The sequence below is a fragment of the Pseudomonas sp. CBZ-4 genome, assembly GCF_000346755.1.
Classification (GTDB): domain Bacteria; phylum Pseudomonadota; class Gammaproteobacteria; order Pseudomonadales; family Pseudomonadaceae; genus Aquipseudomonas.
In genome coordinates this window covers 74,132-91,073 of sequence record NZ_ANNV01000084.1, presented here as the reverse complement: position 1 = coordinate 91,073, position 16,942 = coordinate 74,132, and the positions used below count along the sequence as shown (strand labels likewise).

Sequence of the window (16,942 nt, the reverse complement as noted above, 5' to 3'; positions counted from 1 at the left end):
GCATCGCAGGCAAGCCAGCTCCCACACAAGCCAGCTCCCACAGGATCGATCCCACATGCTTAGATCCGGGTGAAGGTGCCGGTGCCCTTGAGGATGTTCTGCAGGGTTTCTTCGACTTCGGCCATGTCTGAGGCAGCGGTGGCGTGGCTGATCTGCAATTGATCCTTGCCGCCCAGCGCGTCGGCGTCGCCGGCAGCCAGTTCCACCAGCAGGGACGTGTCACCCAGGGTGACCTTCAGCCCGTCCAGGGTCGATGGCTCATAGTCCCAGGTCAGTTCCACTTCGTCTTCATCCGGGTAGCGGGTGAGCATGAACATCTCGCCGTTCTTGCCGTGGCAGCAGAGCATGGCCATGTTGTCTTCTTCGTCATCGCACGGGGTGACCATCAGCGCGTCGGTTGTCAGTTGCAGCATGGGGAATCCTGTCTGGGCGGGGCGTAATGCGGGCAATTGTGCCATTGCCGCGAATTTTGTGCTGCATCCTGTGTCAGACCCAGTGCATGACCTGACGCGTGCTATCAGTCATTTTCGGCACTCGGTGCAGTAAAAGTAGCTGGTTTTTTCACCGAAAATTTCGGGTTGCCCAAGTTGCAACCCCCAGCCTGCGTACCGATGACCGAATATGTCGCAGCACCGCAAGCAGCTGTCTTCCCACACTCGTTAAGCTGCGCAACGGATGTGCATGGGCCAGGCGCCTGACCTGCCCGTCGTACCGTCATCTGGCCCGGTGCGCATCTTGTGCAAGTTGTATGTGACCCCGTTGTCTTGTGCAGCTTCACCCACCTGTCGCTTTGATTCGCTATGGTTAACCTGCGAACAGAGCTGACGGTCTCCCCGCAAGGGGATAACACGCGACGCTTTCATCAATAACAAGCCCAAGCGGAGTACCACAGATGGCGTTCTTCACCGCAGCCAGCAAGGCCGACTTCCAGCATCAACTGCAAGCGGCACTGGCGCAGCACATCAGTGAACAGGCACTGCCACAAGTGGCGCTGTTCGCTGAACAATTCTTCGGCATCATTTCTCTGGACGAACTGACCCAGCGTCGCCTTTCCGACCTGGCCGGTTGCACCCTCTCTGCGTGGCGCCTGCTTGAGCGCTTTGACCACACCCAACCGCAAGTGCGGGTGTACAACCCCGATTACGAACGTCATGGCTGGCAATCGACCCATACTGCGGTTGAAGTGCTGCACCATGACCTGCCATTTTTGGTGGACTCGGTGCGTACCGAGCTGAACCGTCGCGGCTACAGCATCCACACCCTGCAAACCACCGTGCTCAGCGTGCGTCGTGGTGCCAAGGGCGAGTTGCTGGAAATCCTGCCGAAAGGCACCCAGGGCGAAGGCATCCAGCAAGAATCGCTGATGTACCTGGAAATCGACCGTTGCGCCAATGCCGCCGAACTCAACGTGCTGAGCAAAGAGCTTGAGCAGGTGTTGGGCGAAGTGCGCGTGGCCGTGGCCGATTTCGAACCGATGAAAGCCAAGGTCCAGGACCTGCTGGCCGGTATCGACGCCAGCCAGTTCAGCATCGACGGCGAAGAAAAGGCCGAGATCAAGAGCTTCCTGGAATGGCTGGTGGGCAACCACTTCACCTTCCTCGGCTATGAAGAGTTTGTGGTACGTGACGAGGCGGACGGCGGTCATATCGAATATGACGCCGATTCTTTCCTCGGTCTGACCAAGCTGCTGCGTGCCGGCCTGACCGCCGAAGACCTGCGTATCGAAGACTATGCGGTGAACTACCTGCGTGAACCGACGGTGTTGTCGTTCGCCAAGGCGGCGCACCCGAGCCGCGTACACCGTCCGGCCTACCCGGACTACGTGTCGATCCGCGAAATCAGCGCCGACGGCAAGGTCATCAAGGAACACCGCTTCATGGGCCTGTACACCTCTTCGGTGTACGGCGAAAGCGTGCGCGTCATCCCGTATATCCGTCGCAAGGTGGCCGAGATCGAACGCCGTTCCGGCTTCCAGGCCAAGGCGCACCTGGGCAAGGAGCTGGCGCAAGTCGTTGAAGTGCTGCCCCGCGACGACCTGTTCCAGACCCCGGTGGACGAGCTGTTCAGCACCGTGATGTCCATCGTGCAGATCCAGGAGCGCAACAAGATCCGCGTGTTCCTGCGCAAGGACCCGTACGGTCGTTTCTGCTACTGCCTGGCCTATGTGCCGCGTGACATCTATTCCACCGAAGTGCGCCAGAAGATCCAGCAAGTGCTGATGGATCGTCTGAAAGCCTCGGACTGCGAATTCTGGACCTTCTTCTCCGAGTCCGTGCTGGCTCGCGTGCAGTTGATCCTGCGGGTTGACCCGAAGAACCGCCTCGATATCGACCCGCTGCAACTGGAAAAAGAAGTGGTGCAGGCCTGCCGCAGCTGGCAGGACGACTACGCCAGCCTGGTGGTGGAAAGCTTCGGCGAAGCCCAGGGCACCAACGTGCTGGCGGACTTCCCGAAAGGCTTCCCGGCCGGCTACCGCGAGCGTTTCGCCGCGCATTCGGCCGTGGTCGACATGCAGCACCTCAACAGCCTGACCGAAGCCAACCCGCTGGTGATGAGTTTCTATCAGCCGCTGGGCCAGGTTTCCGGCCAGCGTGAGCTGCATTGCAAGCTCTACCACGCCGACACCCCGCTGGCGCTGTCCGACGTGTTGCCGATCCTGGAAAACCTCGGCCTGCGCGTGCTGGGCGAGTTCCCGTATCGCCTGCGCCACGCCAACGGCCGCGAGTTCTGGATCCATGACTTTGCGTTCATCGCCGCCGAAGGCGTGAACCTGGACATCCAGCAGCTCAACGACACCCTGCAAGACGCCTTCGTGCACATCGTGCATGGCGACGCCGAGAACGATGCGTTCAACCGCCTGGTGCTCACCGCCGGCCTGCCATGGCGCGACGTCGCGCTGCTGCGTGCCTACGCCCGTTACCTCAAGCAGATCCGCCTGGGCTTCGACCTCGGCTACATCGCCAGCACCCTGAACAACCACACCGACATCGCCCGCGAGTTGACCCGGTTGTTCAAGACCCGCTTTTACCTGGCGCGCAAGCTCACGGCCGAAGACCTGGAAGACAAGCAGCAACGCCTGGAGCAAGCGATCCTCAGCGCCCTGGACGATGTCCAGGTGCTCAACGAAGACCGCATCCTGCGTCGCTACCTGGACCTGATCAAGGCCACCCTGCGCACCAACTTCTACCAGACTGACGCCAACGGCCAGAACAAGTCGTACTTCAGCTTCAAGTTCGACCCGCGTGCGATCCCTGAGCTGCCCAAGCCGGTGCCGAAGTTTGAAATCTTCGTCTACTCGCCACGGGTTGAAGGCGTGCACCTGCGCTTCGGCAACGTCGCTCGTGGTGGCCTGCGCTGGTCCGATCGTGAAGAGGACTTCCGTACCGAAGTGCTTGGCCTGGTAAAAGCCCAGCAAGTGAAGAACTCGGTCATCGTGCCGGTGGGTGCGAAGGGCGGCTTCCTGCCGCGTCGCCTGCCACTGGGCGGCAGCCGTGACGAGATCGCGGCCGAGGGTATCGCCTGCTACCGCATCTTCATCTCCGGCCTGTTGGACATCACCGACAACCTGAAGGACGGCGCCCTGGTGCCACCGGCCAACGTCGTGCGTCATGACGACGATGACCCGTACCTGGTAGTGGCAGCGGACAAAGGCACGGCGACCTTCTCCGACATCGCCAACGGCATCGCCATCGACTACGGCTTCTGGCTGGGTGATGCGTTTGCTTCCGGTGGTTCCGCCGGTTACGACCACAAGAAAATGGGCATCACTGCCAAGGGCGCGTGGGTCGGTGTGCAGCGTCACTTCCGCGAGCGCGGCATCAACGTGCAGGAAGACAGCATCACCGTGGTGGGCGTCGGCGATATGGCCGGTGACGTGTTCGGTAACGGCTTGCTGATGTCCGACAAGCTGCAACTGGTCGCGGCCTTCAACCACCTGCACATCTTCATCGATCCAAACCCGAACCCGGCCACCAGCTTTGTCGAGCGCCAGCGCATGTTCGAGCTGCCGCGTTCGGCCTGGACCGACTACGACACCAGCATCATGTCCGAAGGCGGCGGTATCTTCTCGCGCAGCGCGAAGAGCATTGCCATTTCGCCACAGATGAAAGAGCGCTTCGACATCGCGGCCGACAAGCTGACCCCGACCGAACTGCTGAACGCCTTGCTCAAGGCACCGGTGGACCTGTTGTGGAACGGCGGTATCGGTACCTACGTCAAGGCCAGCAGCGAAAGCCATGCCGACGTGGGCGACAAGGCCAACGACGCGCTGCGCGTCAACGGCAACGAGCTGCGCTGCAAGGTAGTGGGCGAGGGCGGTAACCTCGGCATGACCCAGCTGGGTCGTGTGGAATTCGGCCTCAATGGCGGCGGTTCCAACACCGACTTCATCGACAACGCCGGTGGTGTGGACTGCTCCGACCACGAAGTGAACATCAAGATCCTGCTCAACGAAGTGGTGCAGGCCGGTGACATGACCGACAAGCAACGCAACCAGTTGCTGGCGAGCATGACCGACGAAGTCGGCAGCCTGGTGTTGGGTAACAACTACAAGCAGACCCAGGCCCTGTCCCTGGCCGCGCGCCGTGCCTACGAGCGTGCAGCCGAGTACAAGCGCCTGATGAGCGACCTGGAAGGCCGTGGCAAGCTGGACCGCGCCATCGAGTACCTGCCGACCGAGGAGCAGCTCGTCGAGCGCGCCGCGACCGGCAAGGGCTTGACCCGTCCAGAGCTGTCGGTGCTGATTTCCTACAGCAAGATCGACCTCAAGGAAGCGCTGCTCAAGTCCCTGGTACCGGATGACGACTACCTGACTCGCGACATGGAGACCGCGTTCCCACCGAGCCTGGTGGCCAAGTTCGGCGAAGCCATGCGTCGCCACCGCTTGAAGCGCGAGATCGTCAGCACCCAGATCGCCAACGACCTGGTCAACCACATGGGCATCACCTTCGTTCAACGGCTCAAAGAGTCGACCGGCATGAGCCCGGCGAACGTGGCGGGCGCGTATGTGATCGTGCGTGACATCTTCCACCTCCCGCACTGGTTCCGTCAGATTGAGGCCCTGGATCACCAGGTGTCTGCCGACGTGCAACTGGAGCTGATGGACGAGCTGATGCGCCTGGGCCGCCGTGCTACGCGTTGGTTCCTGCGCAGCCGTCGCAACGAGCAGGACGCTGGTCGTGACACCGCGCACTTCGGTCCGCACCTGGCCGCGTTGGGCCTCAAGCTCGACGAACTGCTGGAAGGCCCGACCCGCGAAGGCTGGCAGAACCGCTACGGCAAATACACCGAAGCCGGTGTACCGGAGTTGTTGGCGCGCATGGTTGCAGGTACGACTCACCTGTACACCTTGCTGCCGATCATCGAAGCCGCCGACGTCACCGGGCACGACGCCGCCGAAGTGGCCAAGGCCTACTTCGCCGTGGGCAGCGCCCTGGACCTGCCGTGGTACCTGCAGCAGATCAGCGATCTGCCAGTGGCCAACAACTGGCAGGCCCAGGCCCGCGAAGCGTTCCGCGACGATGTGGACTGGCAGCAACGGGCGATCACCATTTCGGTCCTGCAAATGGCCGATGCGCCGGAAGACATGGAAGCCCGTGTGGCCCTGTGGCTTGAGCAGCACAAGGACATGGCTGATCGTTGGGTGGCGATGATGGTGGAGATTCGTGCCGCTGTGGGCACGGACTACGCCATGTATGCGGTAGCCAACCGTGAGTTGCTGGACCTGGCGTTGAGCGGTCAGTCGGTGTTGTCACCGGTTTGATCTGACGCTGAAAACAAAAGCCCCCGTATCGCGAGATGCGGGGGCTTTTTTGTTTGAATTGGAATGCGATCACTGTGGGAGCTGGCTTGCCTGCGATAGCGGTGTATCAGTGACATATGTGTTGGCTGACCCACCGCTATCGCAGGCAAGCCAGCTCCCACATTTGGATGTGTTTATCCCTTGGGATCAGTGGTGTTTGAGTAATTTGGATTCCAGGTGGTCCAGGTGCTGGGTCATCAGGCTCACGGCAGCAGTGGCGTCGCGTTGCTCCAATGCATCCACAATCGCCATATGCTCCTGCCACGCGCAGTAGGTGCAGGCTTTCGCCTCGTACTGGGCAATGACCAACGACGTCAGCGGCACCAGGCTGTTGAGGAACTGCGCCAGCGGCGCATTACGCGCCATCGCGGCCAATTGCAGGTGGAACTCCCCGGACAGACGAATCGCCGGCCCACGCTGGTCGCGCTCGATGCACTCGCGCTCGCGGGCGATCAGCTCGCGCAACTGGCGCAGTTGCGTGGGCGTGGCGTGTACGCAGGCCAATTGCACCACGGTGATTTCGGTGAGGCGCCGCGCTTCGAGGATCTGCCGGGTTTGCTGGGCATCCGGCGCGGCCACCTGGGCACGCTGGTTGGGGCGCAGGATGATCACTTGCTGGTGCGACAGTTTGGCCAGCACGCGACGGATCACGCTGCGGCTGACACCAAAGGTCTCGCCCAGGCTTTCTTCGGTAAAACGACTGGCCGGCGCAATGCGCTGTTCGAGGATGGCATCGAACAGGCGCGGGTAGATGTCATCCACCGAGGGCTTTTTTCCGGCGATCAAGCGCAGGGCAGGGAAGATAGGGTCGCGTTGCAACGCGTAAGCGGTCATGGCCAGTCTCCAATAAATCAGCTGCCCAGATGGTCATCCGGGATGTTCAAGCGAATGCCCATGCGCAGGCCTTCCTGCAGGATGTGCCGACGCATCTCGGCACTGGCCAGGGCGCTGTTCTTGTTGCGGATGGCGCGCACCACCGCCTCGTTTTCGCGCAGGCGTTCGGCCAGGTGCTCCGGTGAGTTGCGCAGCACCTGGGCGCTCTGCTTGAGGGCGTTGCTGGTTTGCTGCACCACGTTCTGGAAGATCGGGTTGGAGGTCAGGGCGAACAGTTCTTCATGGAAGCCGATGTAGGCGTTCATGCCGGCTTCGGCGTCTTCGGCGTCGAGGGCTTCGCGCATGTCCATCAGGGTCAGGCGCAGTTGGCCGACTTCCTTGCTGCTGATGGATTGGGCGACGAGACCGACGATGAAGGGTTCGAGGGTGTAGCGCAGTTGCAGGATATCTTCCAGGCTCGCGTCGGCCACGGCGTCGCTGGATTGTGGTTCGCTGACGCTGGTTTCCAGCACCACCACGCCTTTGCCGGGCATGGAGCGCACCAGGCCGAGGGTTTCCAGGACGATCACCGCTTCGCGCAGGCTGGGGCGGCTGATGCCCATCTGTTCGGCCAGCTCGCGTTGCCCGGGGAGCATTTCGCCACGGCGCCACTGGCCGCGCTTGAGGGCGGCGCGCAGTTTTTCTACCACTGAATTGACGACGGTTGAGGTGCTGATCACGTCTACGCCTCCTTTAAGTTGCAAACACAATAGTTAATCCAGCGAAGATCTAGTGTGGGAGCTGGCTTGCCTGCGATAGCAGTGTGTCAGTCAATCCATCCTTTACTGATACACCGCTATCGCAGGCAAGCCAGCTCCCACATTGGATGTGTGTTTTCCTAGAATTCTTGGTGCGCCGGCACTACCGGTTTCTTGGCCTGAAAGGCATACCCTTGCTGGCCTTCGAGCACCTTGTTGGCGCGCTGCAAGTCGATGTCTTTCTCCCAACGAGCAATCGCCACGGTAGCGACGCAGTTGCCGATCAGGTTGGTCAGTGCGCGGCCAATGCCCATGAACCAATCCACCGCCAGCACCAGCACCAGGCCCACCACTGGAATCGCCGGGATAGCCGTGAGCGTCGCCGCCAGGATCACCAGCGCCGACCCCGGAATGCCGTGGGCACCCTTGGAGGTGATCAGCGACACCAGCAGAATCGTCATCAGATCGGTCATCGACAGCGGCGTGCCAGTGGCGTTGGCGATAAACACGATGGCCAGGGTCAGGTAGATCGAGAAGCCGTCGAGGTTGAACGAATACCCCGTTGGGATCACCAGGCCGACGGTGGAGCTGCCAATGCCCAGGTGCTCCAGTTTACGCATGATCTGTGGCAGCACGGCGTCGGAGGAGGCGGTGCCCATCACGATCAGCAGTTCTTCGCGCAGGTACTTGAGCAGCGGCAACATGCGCAGGCCGGACAGGCGCATCACCAGGCCGAGGATCAGCCCGACGAAGGCGAAGCAGGTGAGGTAGAACAGGCCCACCAGGCTGCCCAGGTGTTGCAGCGAGTCCAGGCCGTAGGTGCTGGTGGTGAAGGCAATCGCCCCAAACACACCAATCGGCGCCAGGCGCACGATCATGCCCATGATGCGGAAGATCACATGGCTCAGCTCGTTGATCAGGCGCGAGATGCCCGATGCCGCTTCGCCCACCAGGTTCAGCGCGCTGCCGAACAACACCGAGAACAGCAGCACTTGCAGCACGTTGTTCTCGGCGAAGGCGCCGATCACCGAGTTGGGGATCAGGTCCATCAGGAACTGGCTGGTGCCGCGGATGTGCTGGCCTTTGTCGGCCAGTTCATTGAGGCCGGCGGACGACAATTGCTCCAGGTGGATATTGGCGCCTTGGCCAATACCGGTGCTGAAGGCCATCACCAGGCCTATCACCAGGGCGACGGTGGTGAGGATTTCAAAGTAGATCACCGACTTGAGGCCGATGCGCCCGACTTTCTTCAAGTCGCCGGCGCCAGAGATGCCGCTGACCACCACGCAGAACACGATCAGGCCGATCAGCATTTTGATCAGCTTGATAAAGCCGTCACCGAGGGGTTTGAGTTGTGTGGAGAATTCGGGAAGGGCCAGGCCGCAAACAACGCCTAGCATCAGGCCGATCACGACTTGCAGGAAAATCGAACGCGAGCACCATCTGAGCATGGGAGGGATCTCTATTCGGTGCCCTGGTGGTTCCAGGGCTTAATTGTTGTGGTCTTACCGGTAAGTCCAGTGCGCGGCCAGTCTACGCTCGGCTTTTTTGAAATCACAAGTAAAAATTCGGTGGTTGACCGGACCCGGTCTGACCAGTTGGTCGGCGAGGGCGATGCTTGAGCGGTTGGTGGGCTGGAAATTTTTTCGCTTATCATCCGCCGCAAGACACACGAGGTGATGGATGGACCGACCAGGACTGACAACCGACGCCACCGGGCAGACCTACTGCACCTGGCGCACGTCGGCGCCGCAATACCCGGATTACCACGACCACGAGTGGGGCGTGCCGGTGGCTGACGATATCCAGCTATACGAGAAGATCTGTCTGGAAGGCTTCCAGGCGGGCATGGCGTGGATCACCATCCTGCGCAAGCGCGAACAGTTCCGGGCGGCGTTCGAGGGCTTTGACTTTCGCCGGGTGGCGCAGTACGGCGAGGCCGATATTGAACGACTGATGCAGGACGTGGGCATCGTGCGCAACCGGGCGAAGATCGTGTCCACCCTCAACAATGCGCGCAGGGCGTGTGAGCTGGTGGATGAGACGGGATCGTTGGCGCGCTGGTTGTGGGCGTTCGAACCGGCTGATGAGGAGCGCCCGGCGCGGGTGGATATGGCGTACTGGACGGGCAACCCGACCTCGCCTGCGTCGGTGCGCTTGTCGAAAGCGCTGAAGAAGCGTGGCTGGACCTATGTGGGGCCGACCACGATGTATGCGTTGATGCAGGCGATGGGGATGGTCAATGATCATCTGGAAGGCTGTCTATGCCGGCCTCGCATCGAAGAGCTACGGCGCCAGTTCAAGCGCCCCTGAACCTGCTGAAAAAACATAATTCAACCTGTGGGAGCTGGCTTGCCTGCGATAGCGGTGGGTCAGCCAACCCATCTGTTACTGATATACCGCTATCGCAGGCAAGCCAGCTCCCACAGGGTTTTGTAGTGTTGCGGGTTACTGTGGCAGTGGCGTGAGTACCTCGGCCTTATCATCCATGACCATCACCACCAGCAACTTGGCCGGCTTGGTCTGGCTGGCATTGCTCGATTCAAAGTGCCGCGACCCCGCCGGCTCATAGAACGATTCACCGACCTTGTAGGTGACCGCCTTCTCATCATTCACCCGCGAGGTGATTTCGCCTTCCAGCACGTAGGCCACCGCGGTGCCGGTGTGGCTGTGAGGGACGGTGGCTTGCCCGGGTGCATAGTCCACGGTGAGCATGATGGTTTTCTTGCCGGGCACGTTGGTCAGCGCGTGTTCTTGCAGGACCTTGATCGACTCCTGGTTGTACACCGGTTCGTGGGCAAAGGCGCTGAGGGAGGCGAGCATCAGGGAGGCAGTGAGCAGTCGTTTCATGACGAAGTTTCCGAGTAGTTCGAGACCTGTTCACCCTACGCCGCGTGGCCGGGGTCACCAATGACCAATCCGGCGGTAAATCCCCTAGCCAATCTGCAGCAGGATGTCTCGCACCCGGTCCAGGGCCGGGTCGATGTCCAGGGTTTCGATGGCGCCAAAGCCGATGATCAAGCCCGGGCGTACCGGTGCGTCATGGAAAAACACCTCCAGTGGGTACAAGCCGACTTCCACCTGGCGCGCCAGCTGCATCAGCAGCGGGATATCGATCGCCACCTTGCACAGCGCCGCCATGTGGAACCCGGCCACGGTGGGTACCGCTTCGAACCAGGGCGACAAGTCCCCGGCCAGCCGTTGCAGGATGCGTTCACGGCGCCCGGCATACACGGTGTGGCAGCGGCGGATGTGCTTGAGCAGGTAACCTTCGCTGATGAACTTGGCGAGGGCCCATTGCGGCAAGGTGGAGCTGTGCTGGTCGGTCAATTGCTTGGCCTTGAGCACGGCGCCATGGATTGCCGGCGGCAGCACCGCGTAGCCCAGGCGCAGCTCGGGCAATAGCGTTTTGGAGAAGGTGCCGACGTAGGTCACTACGCCACGGTTGTCCATGCTTTGCAGGGAATCGGTGGGGCGGCCTTCGTAGCGGAATTCGCTGTCGTAGTCGTCTTCGATGATGATCGCCCCCAGCTCGAAGGCGCGGGCCAGCAGGGCTTCGCGGCGTGGCAGGCTCATGGGCATGCCGAGGGGGAACTGGTGGGACGGCGTCACGTAGATCAGGCGCGTGCCGTCGGGGATCTTATCGACCTGGATACCCTGTTCGTCCACCGGCACACTGGCGACGCTGGCTCCCATCGCCACGAACAGCTGGCGTGCGGGGCTGTAGCCGGGGTCTTCCATGGCGACGATGCTGCCCGGTTCCAGCACCACGCGGGCGATCAGGTCCAGCGCTTGCTGCGCACCGTTGGTGACCACAATGTCGCTGTCACGGCATTTCACGCCGCGGGAGAACGCGATATGCCCGGCGATGGCACTGCGCAGGGCGGGCAGGCCTTCGGGCTGGCTGTAGAAACCGCTGTTCTGCGCAATGCGTCGCAACGCATCCTGGGTGCAGCGCCGCCATTCATCCTGGGGGAACTGATTGCGGCTGGTGGCGCCGCCGATAAATTCGTAGCGCAAGGTGCTGTCGCGCGTGGGGTGGCGCATGGGTGAGGGCAGTGATTGCCACCGGGCCAGGCTGGCGGCGCAGGCCAGGTCGGTGGCCGATTGCGGGCGTTCCGCCTGCGGCGCATGGGCGTTGACGAAGGTGCCGCGGCCGGTCTTGCCCACCAGCAGGCCTTCGTAGGTCAGGGTGGCGTAGGTGTCGGACACGGTCTTGCGCGACACACCCAACTGTTCGGCCAGCAAGCGGCTCGGCGGCAATTGCGCACCGGCGGCGAGGCGCCCGGAGCTGATGGCTTCGCGCAGTTGCTGGTACAGCTGTTCGGCCAGATCCTTGCGGCCGTTGATCACGACGTGCAGTTCCATGTTGTATCCCAAGGCTTCAGTCTGCGCCAAGACTACGCGCTGGCGCGGTGGCTGCAAAATGGTCTGCGCATAAACCGGCCGATTGGCTATAGGGCTTATGCCGTGGGGGTTCTAGGCTGGGGTGTCATTTCAGAGAAGCACCCCATGGAACCCCGCCTGGATTACTACACCGCGTCCCCGCAAGCGCTCAAGGCCATGTTGATGCTGGAGGCGAACACCTTTGGCCTGTCGATCGAACAGCCGTTGCTGGAGTTGATCAAGATCCGCGTGTCGCAACTCAACCACTGTGGCTTCTGCACCGACATGCACTCGATGGCGGCACGCCAGCGTGGTGAGACCGAGCGGCGTTTGTTTGCGCTGTGCGTGTGGCGCGATTCACCGTTTTTCACTGCGCGGGAGAAGGCCGCATTGGCCTGGAGCGAGTCGGTGGCGACGTTGCCCACCTCCCAGGTGTCGGATGAACTGTTTGCCGCCGTGCGCGTGCAGTTCAGCGAGGAGGAACTGGTGGACCTGACCATGGCGGTGTCCAGCATCAGTGGCTGGAACCGCTTGGCGGTGAGCTTTCGCCAGCAACCGCCGAATGTTTGATTGGGCTGAGCAGAGCTCAATCTGTGGGCCAGTCAGGTACTTTGCCAGCTGTGCTGCCGTCATCGCAGGCAAGCCAGCTCCCACAGGGGATTTGTGGTGTTGGTGGGGTTGTGGTCTGGCTTTGGGAGTTGGAGCCGAGCGCGTTCTGCCTGCTGATGGAGATTAAAGGTGGGAGCTGGCTTGCCTGCGATAGCGGTGGGCCAGCTCCCACAGGCTCAGGACAGAAACCCACCATCCACATTCAGCGCAACGCCGGTGGTGTAGCTCGACGCATCGCTCGCCAGATACAGCACCGCACCCGCCATCTCACTCGGGTCGGCGACGCGCTTGAGCGGGATCTGCGCCAGCGCGGTTTTGAGGATGGCGTCGTTCTTCACCAGTGCCGAGGCGAACTTGGTGTCGGTCAGGCCCGGCAGCAGGGCGTTGCAGCGAATGCCGAACGCCGCACATTCCTTGGCAAACACCTTGGTCATGTTGATCACGGCTGCCTTGGTCACCGAGTAGATGCCCTGAAACACGCCCGGGGAGATGCCGTTGATCGACGCCACGTTGATGATGCTGCCACCGCCGTTCTCGCGCATCAGCTTGCCGGCTTCCACCGACATGAAGAAGTAGCCGCGAATGTTCACGTCCACGGTCTTCTGGAACGCGCCGAGGTCGGTGTCCAGCACGTTGCAGAACTGCGGGTTGGTCGCGGCGTTGTTGACCAGGATGTCCAGGCGACCGAACTGTACGCGAATGCCGGCGAACACCTGGGCAATCTGCTCCATTTCACCGATGTGGCAGGCAATGGCCGTGGCCTTGCCGCCGTCGGCGATGATCGCGTCGGCCACGTGCTGGCAACCGTCCAGCTTGCGGCTGGAGACAATCACGTGGGCGCCTTGCTGGGCCAGCAACTTGGCGATGGCTTCACCGATGCCACGGCTCGCGCCGGAAACAAAGGCAATCTTGCCGTCGAGGTCGAACAGGTTGGTCTTGGACATGGGGGTTCCTTAGAGGGCTGATTTAGCGATCACATTCAGGCTCATCTGCTCCAGCAGCTTGTTCATGTGGATGAACTGCGCAAAGCGTTTGTCCTGGGTCTGGCCATGGAAGAAGCGGTAGTAGATCTGCTGCACGATGCCGGCCAGGCGGAACAGGCCGTAGGTGTAGTAGAAGTCGAAATTGTCGATCTGGATGCCGGCGCGTTCGGCGTAGTAGTCGACGAACTCGCGGCGGGTGAGCATGCCCGGAGCGTTGCTCGGCTGGCGGCGCATCAGTTGCACCGGTGCCGGGTCGGCGGCTTCGATCCAGTAGGCGAGGGTATTGCCCAGGTCCATCAGCGGGTCGCCGAGGGTGGTCAGCTCCCAGTCCAGCACGCCGATGATCTGCATCGGGTTGTGCGGGTCGAGGATCACGTTGTCGAAGCGGTAATCGTTGTGCACGATGCTCGATGTCGGGTGGTCGGCCGGCATCTTCTCGTTGAGCCAGGTGCGCACGGCGTCCCAGCGTGGGGCGTCGGGGGTCAGGGCTTTTTCGTAGCGATCGCTCCAGCCGCGGATCTGCCGCGCCACATAACCCTCGGGCTTGCCCAGGTCGGCCAGGCCGCACGCGGTGTAGTCCACCTGATGCAGTTCGACGAACTTGTCGATAAAGCTCTTGCACAGGGCCTCGGTCTTGGCGGCGTCCAGGCCCAGTTCGGGCGGCAGGTCGGAGCGCAGGATGATGCCGTTGACGCGCTCCATCACATAGAACTCGGCGCCGATCACCGACTCGTCGGTGCAATGCACGTAGGCCTTGGGGCAGTACGGAAAGCCGTCCTTGAGTTGGTTGAGAATGCGGTATTCGCGGCCCATGTCATGGGCGGACTTGGCCTTGTGGCCGAAGGGCGGGCGGCGCAGGACAAATTCCTGGCCGGGGTATTCCAGCAGGTAAGTCAGGTTGGACGCACCGCCCGGGAACTGGCTGATGGTCGGCGTGCCGCTCAGGCCGGGGATATGGGCCTTGAGGTAGGGATCGATCAGGCTGGCATCAAGTTCTTCGCCTGCTCGGATCTGGGTCGATTGGTCGTTCAGCGCCATGCTTATCCCTTCTGCTTATTCTAAAGGCCTCGGACTATTTCCTAATCTAATGCGCACCACCGCCCAGCGACAAGGTCGGGGCGGCTTAATAGGTTAGCGTGTTGGATGATGATCAGCGTGCCTGATCGGTCATTTTGCGGGCGGGGGCAATGCGACGGGCGTGAGTACCGGGCGACCGGCGAAGTACTCCAGCAGGTTGTCGGCCACGCGCTGCACGGTGTCGTGGGCGGCTTCCGGCGACAGGCCGGCGACATGGGAGGTGAGCACGGTGTTGCTCAAGCGCTTGAGGGCGTCGGGTACCTGGGGTTCGTCGTCGAATACGTCCAGGGCTGCGCCACCGATGCGGCGTTGCTCAAGGGCGGTCACCAGGTCGGCGGTGACGACCACGCTGCCGCGTCCGATGTTGACCAGGAAACCATTGGGCCCGAGTGCGTCGAGGGCGTGGCGATCGATCAAGTGGCGGGTGCTGGCGCCGCCGGGCGTGGCGAGGATCAGGAAGTCCGAGGTGCGCGCCAGCTCCACGGCTGTTGCGCAGTAGGTGTAGTCCACATCATCGCGCGGCTGGCGGTTGTGGTAGCTGATTTCCATGCCGAAACCCAGGGCCGCGCGCTTGGCGATCTCCAGTCCCACGGCACCCAGCCCGAGAATGCCCAGCTGCTTGCCGCCCAGGGACGGGCGCATGACCTTGGGCCATTCGTTGCGCCGTACGGCGGCGTCGGTCTGCGGGATGCCGCGCACCAGCGACAGCAGCAGCGCCATGGCGTGGTCGGCCACTGACGGTGCGTTCACCCCCGCGCCGTTGGTGACGACGATCCCACGATTGCTGGCGGCTTGCAGGTCCACATGTTCGTAGCCGGCGCCGATCACGCAGATGATTTCCAGCAGGGGCAGGGCGGCGATTTCTTCGGCGTACAAACCCAGCGGGCCACGGGTCAGCACGGCTTTGATTTGGCCACCGTGGGCCTTGATGGCCTGGGCGCGTTCGGCGGGCGTCGGCGCCAGAATCACGTGGAAGTCATCGTTTTCGATGATGTGCAGGTATTCGTTGATGGTTTCAACCAGAACCAGAACAGTGATGGACATCGGAAGGCTCTTCCTGAAGGGTTTGAGGGGGGAGTATGCGGGATTTGTAAGACTGAGCGTTTTACTGAGATAGAAAATTTTCTTCTTGCGTAAGGCCATTCTGAATTTCCTGGCCGTTCGTCCTGGGTGTATTTGCTGGCCCAGACTTTACGGACTTTCCCTCTAGCAGAGACGACATGGATGCCTGTTCCTGCAACGCTCGAAGAAGAGATTCAATGGAGCCCGTATGGATACAAACACTACCCTTCGATCGCTGTACCCTGGAGGGCAGTCATTGCCGGAACCTTGGACGGTGCGGCCAAGTACAGGCCAGGTATTGCTATTGAAATACTTGAAAGAGAGGCCTATAAAAATGGGACGCAAACCACCAATGGGAGGCCTTGGAAAGTGATGGAACATCAACACTGTATCGGTGCCTGCCAAGGCAAACTCAGCCGCTGGGTTCGAATAGAACTGAGCGGTGGCGCTATCCATGGTCATCCTATTTCTGAACAGGAATTCAGGAGGTTAACAAATTGATTCCACTCAAGTTCGCCGGTGGCACGATTACTCACGATGACTTGTCGCTGCTGCAGGCGAGCGCTGTGTCGGAGCAGGTCGATCTGCTGAAAGAAGACATGCTTCAGGTTGAATTTGCCGGCGGATTCCTACTGGATGTGGGTTGGTACCCGGAATTCGATGCTGCGGGAGGCTTTCGGATAAATGTCATCAGGAATTTTGATTGGAGCCGTCCTGTTGTTGCACTGACGGCTCACGAAACGGCCGAACTTCTTGAGAAGCTGGATATTGCGCAGAACGCCATAAAGGGCGAGCTGCACAATTTTCCTTTAGGAAGCTCAGCTTTTTAGCCGATCAACCCCAAATATCCGTAGCCCTGGCCCGTTTCACAAACGCCCCCGCCAACGTCGCATTGTGATGCTCGATGATCGCCTGCGCGTTGAGCGCTGGAGTGTCCATGCAAGTGTGGCCATCTTCGGGTAGCACCACCGAGAACCCCAGCTCAACCGCCACTCGGCAAGTCGTGTCGATGCAGAATTGGGTTTTCATGCCCACGATCACCAGTTCGTTGATCTGCGCCGCATTCAGTTGCTGCGCCAGGTCAGTCCCCAGAAAACAGCTCGGGCGGGTTTTATTGAACAGGTGGTCGCGGGACTCATCCACGTCCAGGCCGTGCCACAGCTGCCACAGCGGGCTGCCCGCTGCGATCGGCGAGCCTTCTGGGCCGGTGTGGCGGGCGACGAAGATCGGCGCGTTGGCGTTGCGGGCGCGAAGGATCAATTGGTTGATGGTGGCGAGTACGCGTGCGCGCTCAAAAGGCTTCTCCGGGCCGTCGTAGAGACCAGTTTGCATGTCGATGATCAGCAGGGCGTCAGCCATGGTGTTGCTCCTTGTGATTGCCAGGTGGGCGGAGCAATAAAAAGGCCCCGTCCATTGCTGGCGGGGCCTTGGGTTGAATCTGTGAGGTGTTTAGC

Annotated in this window: 15 protein-coding genes; 5 read left to right on the top strand and 10 right to left on the bottom strand. The window is 61.3% G+C overall.

Annotated elements, in window-relative coordinates; all coding sequences use genetic code 11:
- Nucleotides 1-59 precede the first annotated feature (59 nt).
- Entirely contained in the window at nt 60-413 is a 354-nt protein-coding gene (locus B348_RS0110740) for a hypothetical protein (RefSeq protein ID WP_017736127.1), read from the bottom strand.
- Between the two features lie 479 nt (nt 414-892).
- On the opposite strand from B348_RS0110740, the gene B348_RS0110735 reads away from it, so the two are divergent.
- The gene (locus B348_RS0110735) at nt 893-5,761 is read left to right on the top strand and encodes an NAD-glutamate dehydrogenase (protein WP_017736126.1); all 4,869 of its coding nucleotides are present in this window, start codon (nt 893-895) and stop codon (nt 5,759-5,761) included.
- Between the two features lie 186 nt (nt 5,762-5,947).
- On the opposite strand, the gene B348_RS0110730 is transcribed toward B348_RS0110735, so the two are convergent.
- The 3 genes from B348_RS0110730 to B348_RS0110720 all read right to left on the bottom strand — a co-directional run bounded on the left by B348_RS0110730 (nt 5,948) and on the right by B348_RS0110720 (nt 8,837).
- Complete coding sequence (locus B348_RS0110730; protein WP_017736125.1) at nt 5,948-6,634, bottom strand: GntR family transcriptional regulator; 687 nt, start codon at nt 6,632-6,634, stop codon at nt 5,948-5,950.
- Between the two features lie 17 nt (nt 6,635-6,651).
- Entirely contained in the window at nt 6,652-7,353 is a 702-nt protein-coding gene (locus B348_RS0110725) for a FadR/GntR family transcriptional regulator (protein WP_017736124.1), read from the bottom strand.
- Between the two features lie 158 nt (nt 7,354-7,511).
- Nucleotides 7,512-8,837 (bottom strand): C4-dicarboxylate transporter DctA, encoded by a 1,326-nt coding sequence (locus B348_RS0110720; protein ID WP_177325327.1) that lies wholly within the window; start codon nt 8,835-8,837, stop codon nt 7,512-7,514.
- A gap of 217 nt (nt 8,838-9,054) precedes the next feature.
- Here B348_RS0110720 and B348_RS0110715 point away from each other — a divergent pair, with 217 nt between their 5' ends.
- Entirely contained in the window at nt 9,055-9,684 is a 630-nt protein-coding gene (locus tag B348_RS0110715; protein ID WP_017736122.1) for a DNA-3-methyladenine glycosylase I, read from the top strand.
- Between the two features lie 135 nt (nt 9,685-9,819).
- Here B348_RS0110715 and B348_RS0110710 read toward each other — a convergent pair whose 3' ends face one another.
- Both B348_RS0110710 and B348_RS0110705 read right to left on the bottom strand, forming a co-directional pair.
- Nucleotides 9,820-10,221 carry a cupin domain-containing protein gene (locus tag B348_RS0110710; RefSeq protein WP_017736121.1) on the bottom strand — a complete coding sequence of 134 codons (402 nt, stop codon included), beginning with the start codon at nt 10,219-10,221 and terminating at the stop codon, nt 9,820-9,822.
- An 84-nt stretch (nt 10,222-10,305) separates the two neighbouring features.
- Nucleotides 10,306-11,739, bottom strand: a complete 1,434-nt coding sequence (locus B348_RS0110705) for a PLP-dependent aminotransferase family protein (RefSeq protein WP_017736120.1) — start codon at nt 11,737-11,739, stop codon at nt 10,306-10,308.
- Between the two features lie 144 nt (nt 11,740-11,883).
- Between B348_RS0110705 and B348_RS0110700 the strand changes: the two genes are divergently transcribed.
- Entirely contained in the window at nt 11,884-12,327 is a 444-nt protein-coding gene (locus B348_RS0110700; protein ID WP_017736119.1) for a carboxymuconolactone decarboxylase family protein, read from the top strand.
- A 215-nt stretch (nt 12,328-12,542) separates the two neighbouring features.
- Here the strand turns inward: B348_RS0110700 and B348_RS0110695 are convergent, their stop codons facing one another.
- The 3 genes from B348_RS0110695 to B348_RS0110685 all read right to left on the bottom strand — a co-directional run bounded on the left by B348_RS0110695 (nt 12,543) and on the right by B348_RS0110685 (nt 15,470).
- Entirely contained in the window at nt 12,543-13,310 is a 768-nt protein-coding gene (locus B348_RS0110695) for an SDR family oxidoreductase (RefSeq protein WP_017736118.1), read from the bottom strand.
- A 9-nt stretch (nt 13,311-13,319) separates the two neighbouring features.
- Nucleotides 13,320-14,387 carry a phosphotransferase family protein gene (locus B348_RS0110690; protein WP_017736117.1) on the bottom strand — a complete coding sequence of 356 codons (1,068 nt, stop codon included), beginning with the start codon at nt 14,385-14,387 and terminating at the stop codon, nt 13,320-13,322.
- A gap of 129 nt (nt 14,388-14,516) precedes the next feature.
- Nucleotides 14,517-15,470: a 2-hydroxyacid dehydrogenase gene (locus B348_RS0110685; protein WP_017736116.1), complete on the bottom strand. Its 954-nt coding sequence runs from the start codon at nt 15,468-15,470 to the stop codon at nt 14,517-14,519.
- Between the two features lie 180 nt (nt 15,471-15,650).
- On the opposite strand from B348_RS0110685, the gene B348_RS1000000131540 reads away from it, so the two are divergent.
- Together B348_RS1000000131540 and B348_RS0110680 are read left to right on the top strand one after the other, a co-directional pair.
- Nucleotides 15,651-15,989, top strand: coding sequence for a hypothetical protein (locus tag B348_RS1000000131540; RefSeq protein ID WP_157356497.1), 339 nt, complete (start codon nt 15,651-15,653; stop codon nt 15,987-15,989).
- Entirely contained in the window at nt 15,986-16,318 is a 333-nt protein-coding gene (locus tag B348_RS0110680) for a hypothetical protein (RefSeq protein ID WP_017736115.1), read from the top strand. The genes B348_RS1000000131540 and B348_RS0110680 overlap by 4 nt, the downstream gene beginning before the upstream one ends.
- Nucleotides 16,319-16,322: 4 nt before the next feature.
- Here the strand turns inward: B348_RS0110680 and B348_RS0110675 are convergent, their stop codons facing one another.
- On the bottom strand, nt 16,323-16,847 hold the full coding sequence (locus B348_RS0110675; protein ID WP_017736114.1) for a cysteine hydrolase family protein: 525 nt from the start codon (nt 16,845-16,847) through the stop codon (nt 16,323-16,325).
- Nucleotides 16,848-16,942: the final 95 nt, after the last annotated feature.

What these genes read in the sequence shown, in the direction of transcription:
- B348_RS0110740 (WP_017736127.1), bottom strand. Translation starts at nt 413, where the DNA reads ATGCTGCAACTGACAACCGACGCGCTGATGGTCACCCCGTGCGATGAC.
- B348_RS0110735 (WP_017736126.1), top strand. Translation starts at nt 893, where the DNA reads ATGGCGTTCTTCACCGCAGCCAGCAAGGCCGACTTCCAGCATCAACTG.
- B348_RS0110730 (WP_017736125.1), bottom strand. Translation starts at nt 6,634, where the DNA reads ATGACCGCTTACGCGTTGCAACGCGACCCTATCTTCCCTGCCCTGCGC.
- B348_RS0110715 (WP_017736122.1), top strand. Translation starts at nt 9,055, where the DNA reads ATGGACCGACCAGGACTGACAACCGACGCCACCGGGCAGACCTACTGC.
- B348_RS0110710 (WP_017736121.1), bottom strand. Translation starts at nt 10,221, where the DNA reads ATGAAACGACTGCTCACTGCCTCCCTGATGCTCGCCTCCCTCAGCGCC.
- B348_RS0110705 (WP_017736120.1), bottom strand. Translation starts at nt 11,739, where the DNA reads ATGGAACTGCACGTCGTGATCAACGGCCGCAAGGATCTGGCCGAACAG.
- B348_RS0110700 (WP_017736119.1), top strand. Translation starts at nt 11,884, where the DNA reads ATGGAACCCCGCCTGGATTACTACACCGCGTCCCCGCAAGCGCTCAAG.
- B348_RS0110695 (WP_017736118.1), bottom strand. Translation starts at nt 13,310, where the DNA reads ATGTCCAAGACCAACCTGTTCGACCTCGACGGCAAGATTGCCTTTGTT.
- B348_RS0110690 (WP_017736117.1), bottom strand. Translation starts at nt 14,387, where the DNA reads ATGGCGCTGAACGACCAATCGACCCAGATCCGAGCAGGCGAAGAACTT.
- B348_RS0110685 (WP_017736116.1), bottom strand. Translation starts at nt 15,470, where the DNA reads ATGTCCATCACTGTTCTGGTTCTGGTTGAAACCATCAACGAATACCTG.
- B348_RS1000000131540 (WP_157356497.1), top strand. Translation starts at nt 15,651, where the DNA reads ATGCCTGTTCCTGCAACGCTCGAAGAAGAGATTCAATGGAGCCCGTAT.
- B348_RS0110675 (WP_017736114.1), bottom strand. Translation starts at nt 16,847, where the DNA reads ATGGCTGACGCCCTGCTGATCATCGACATGCAAACTGGTCTCTACGAC.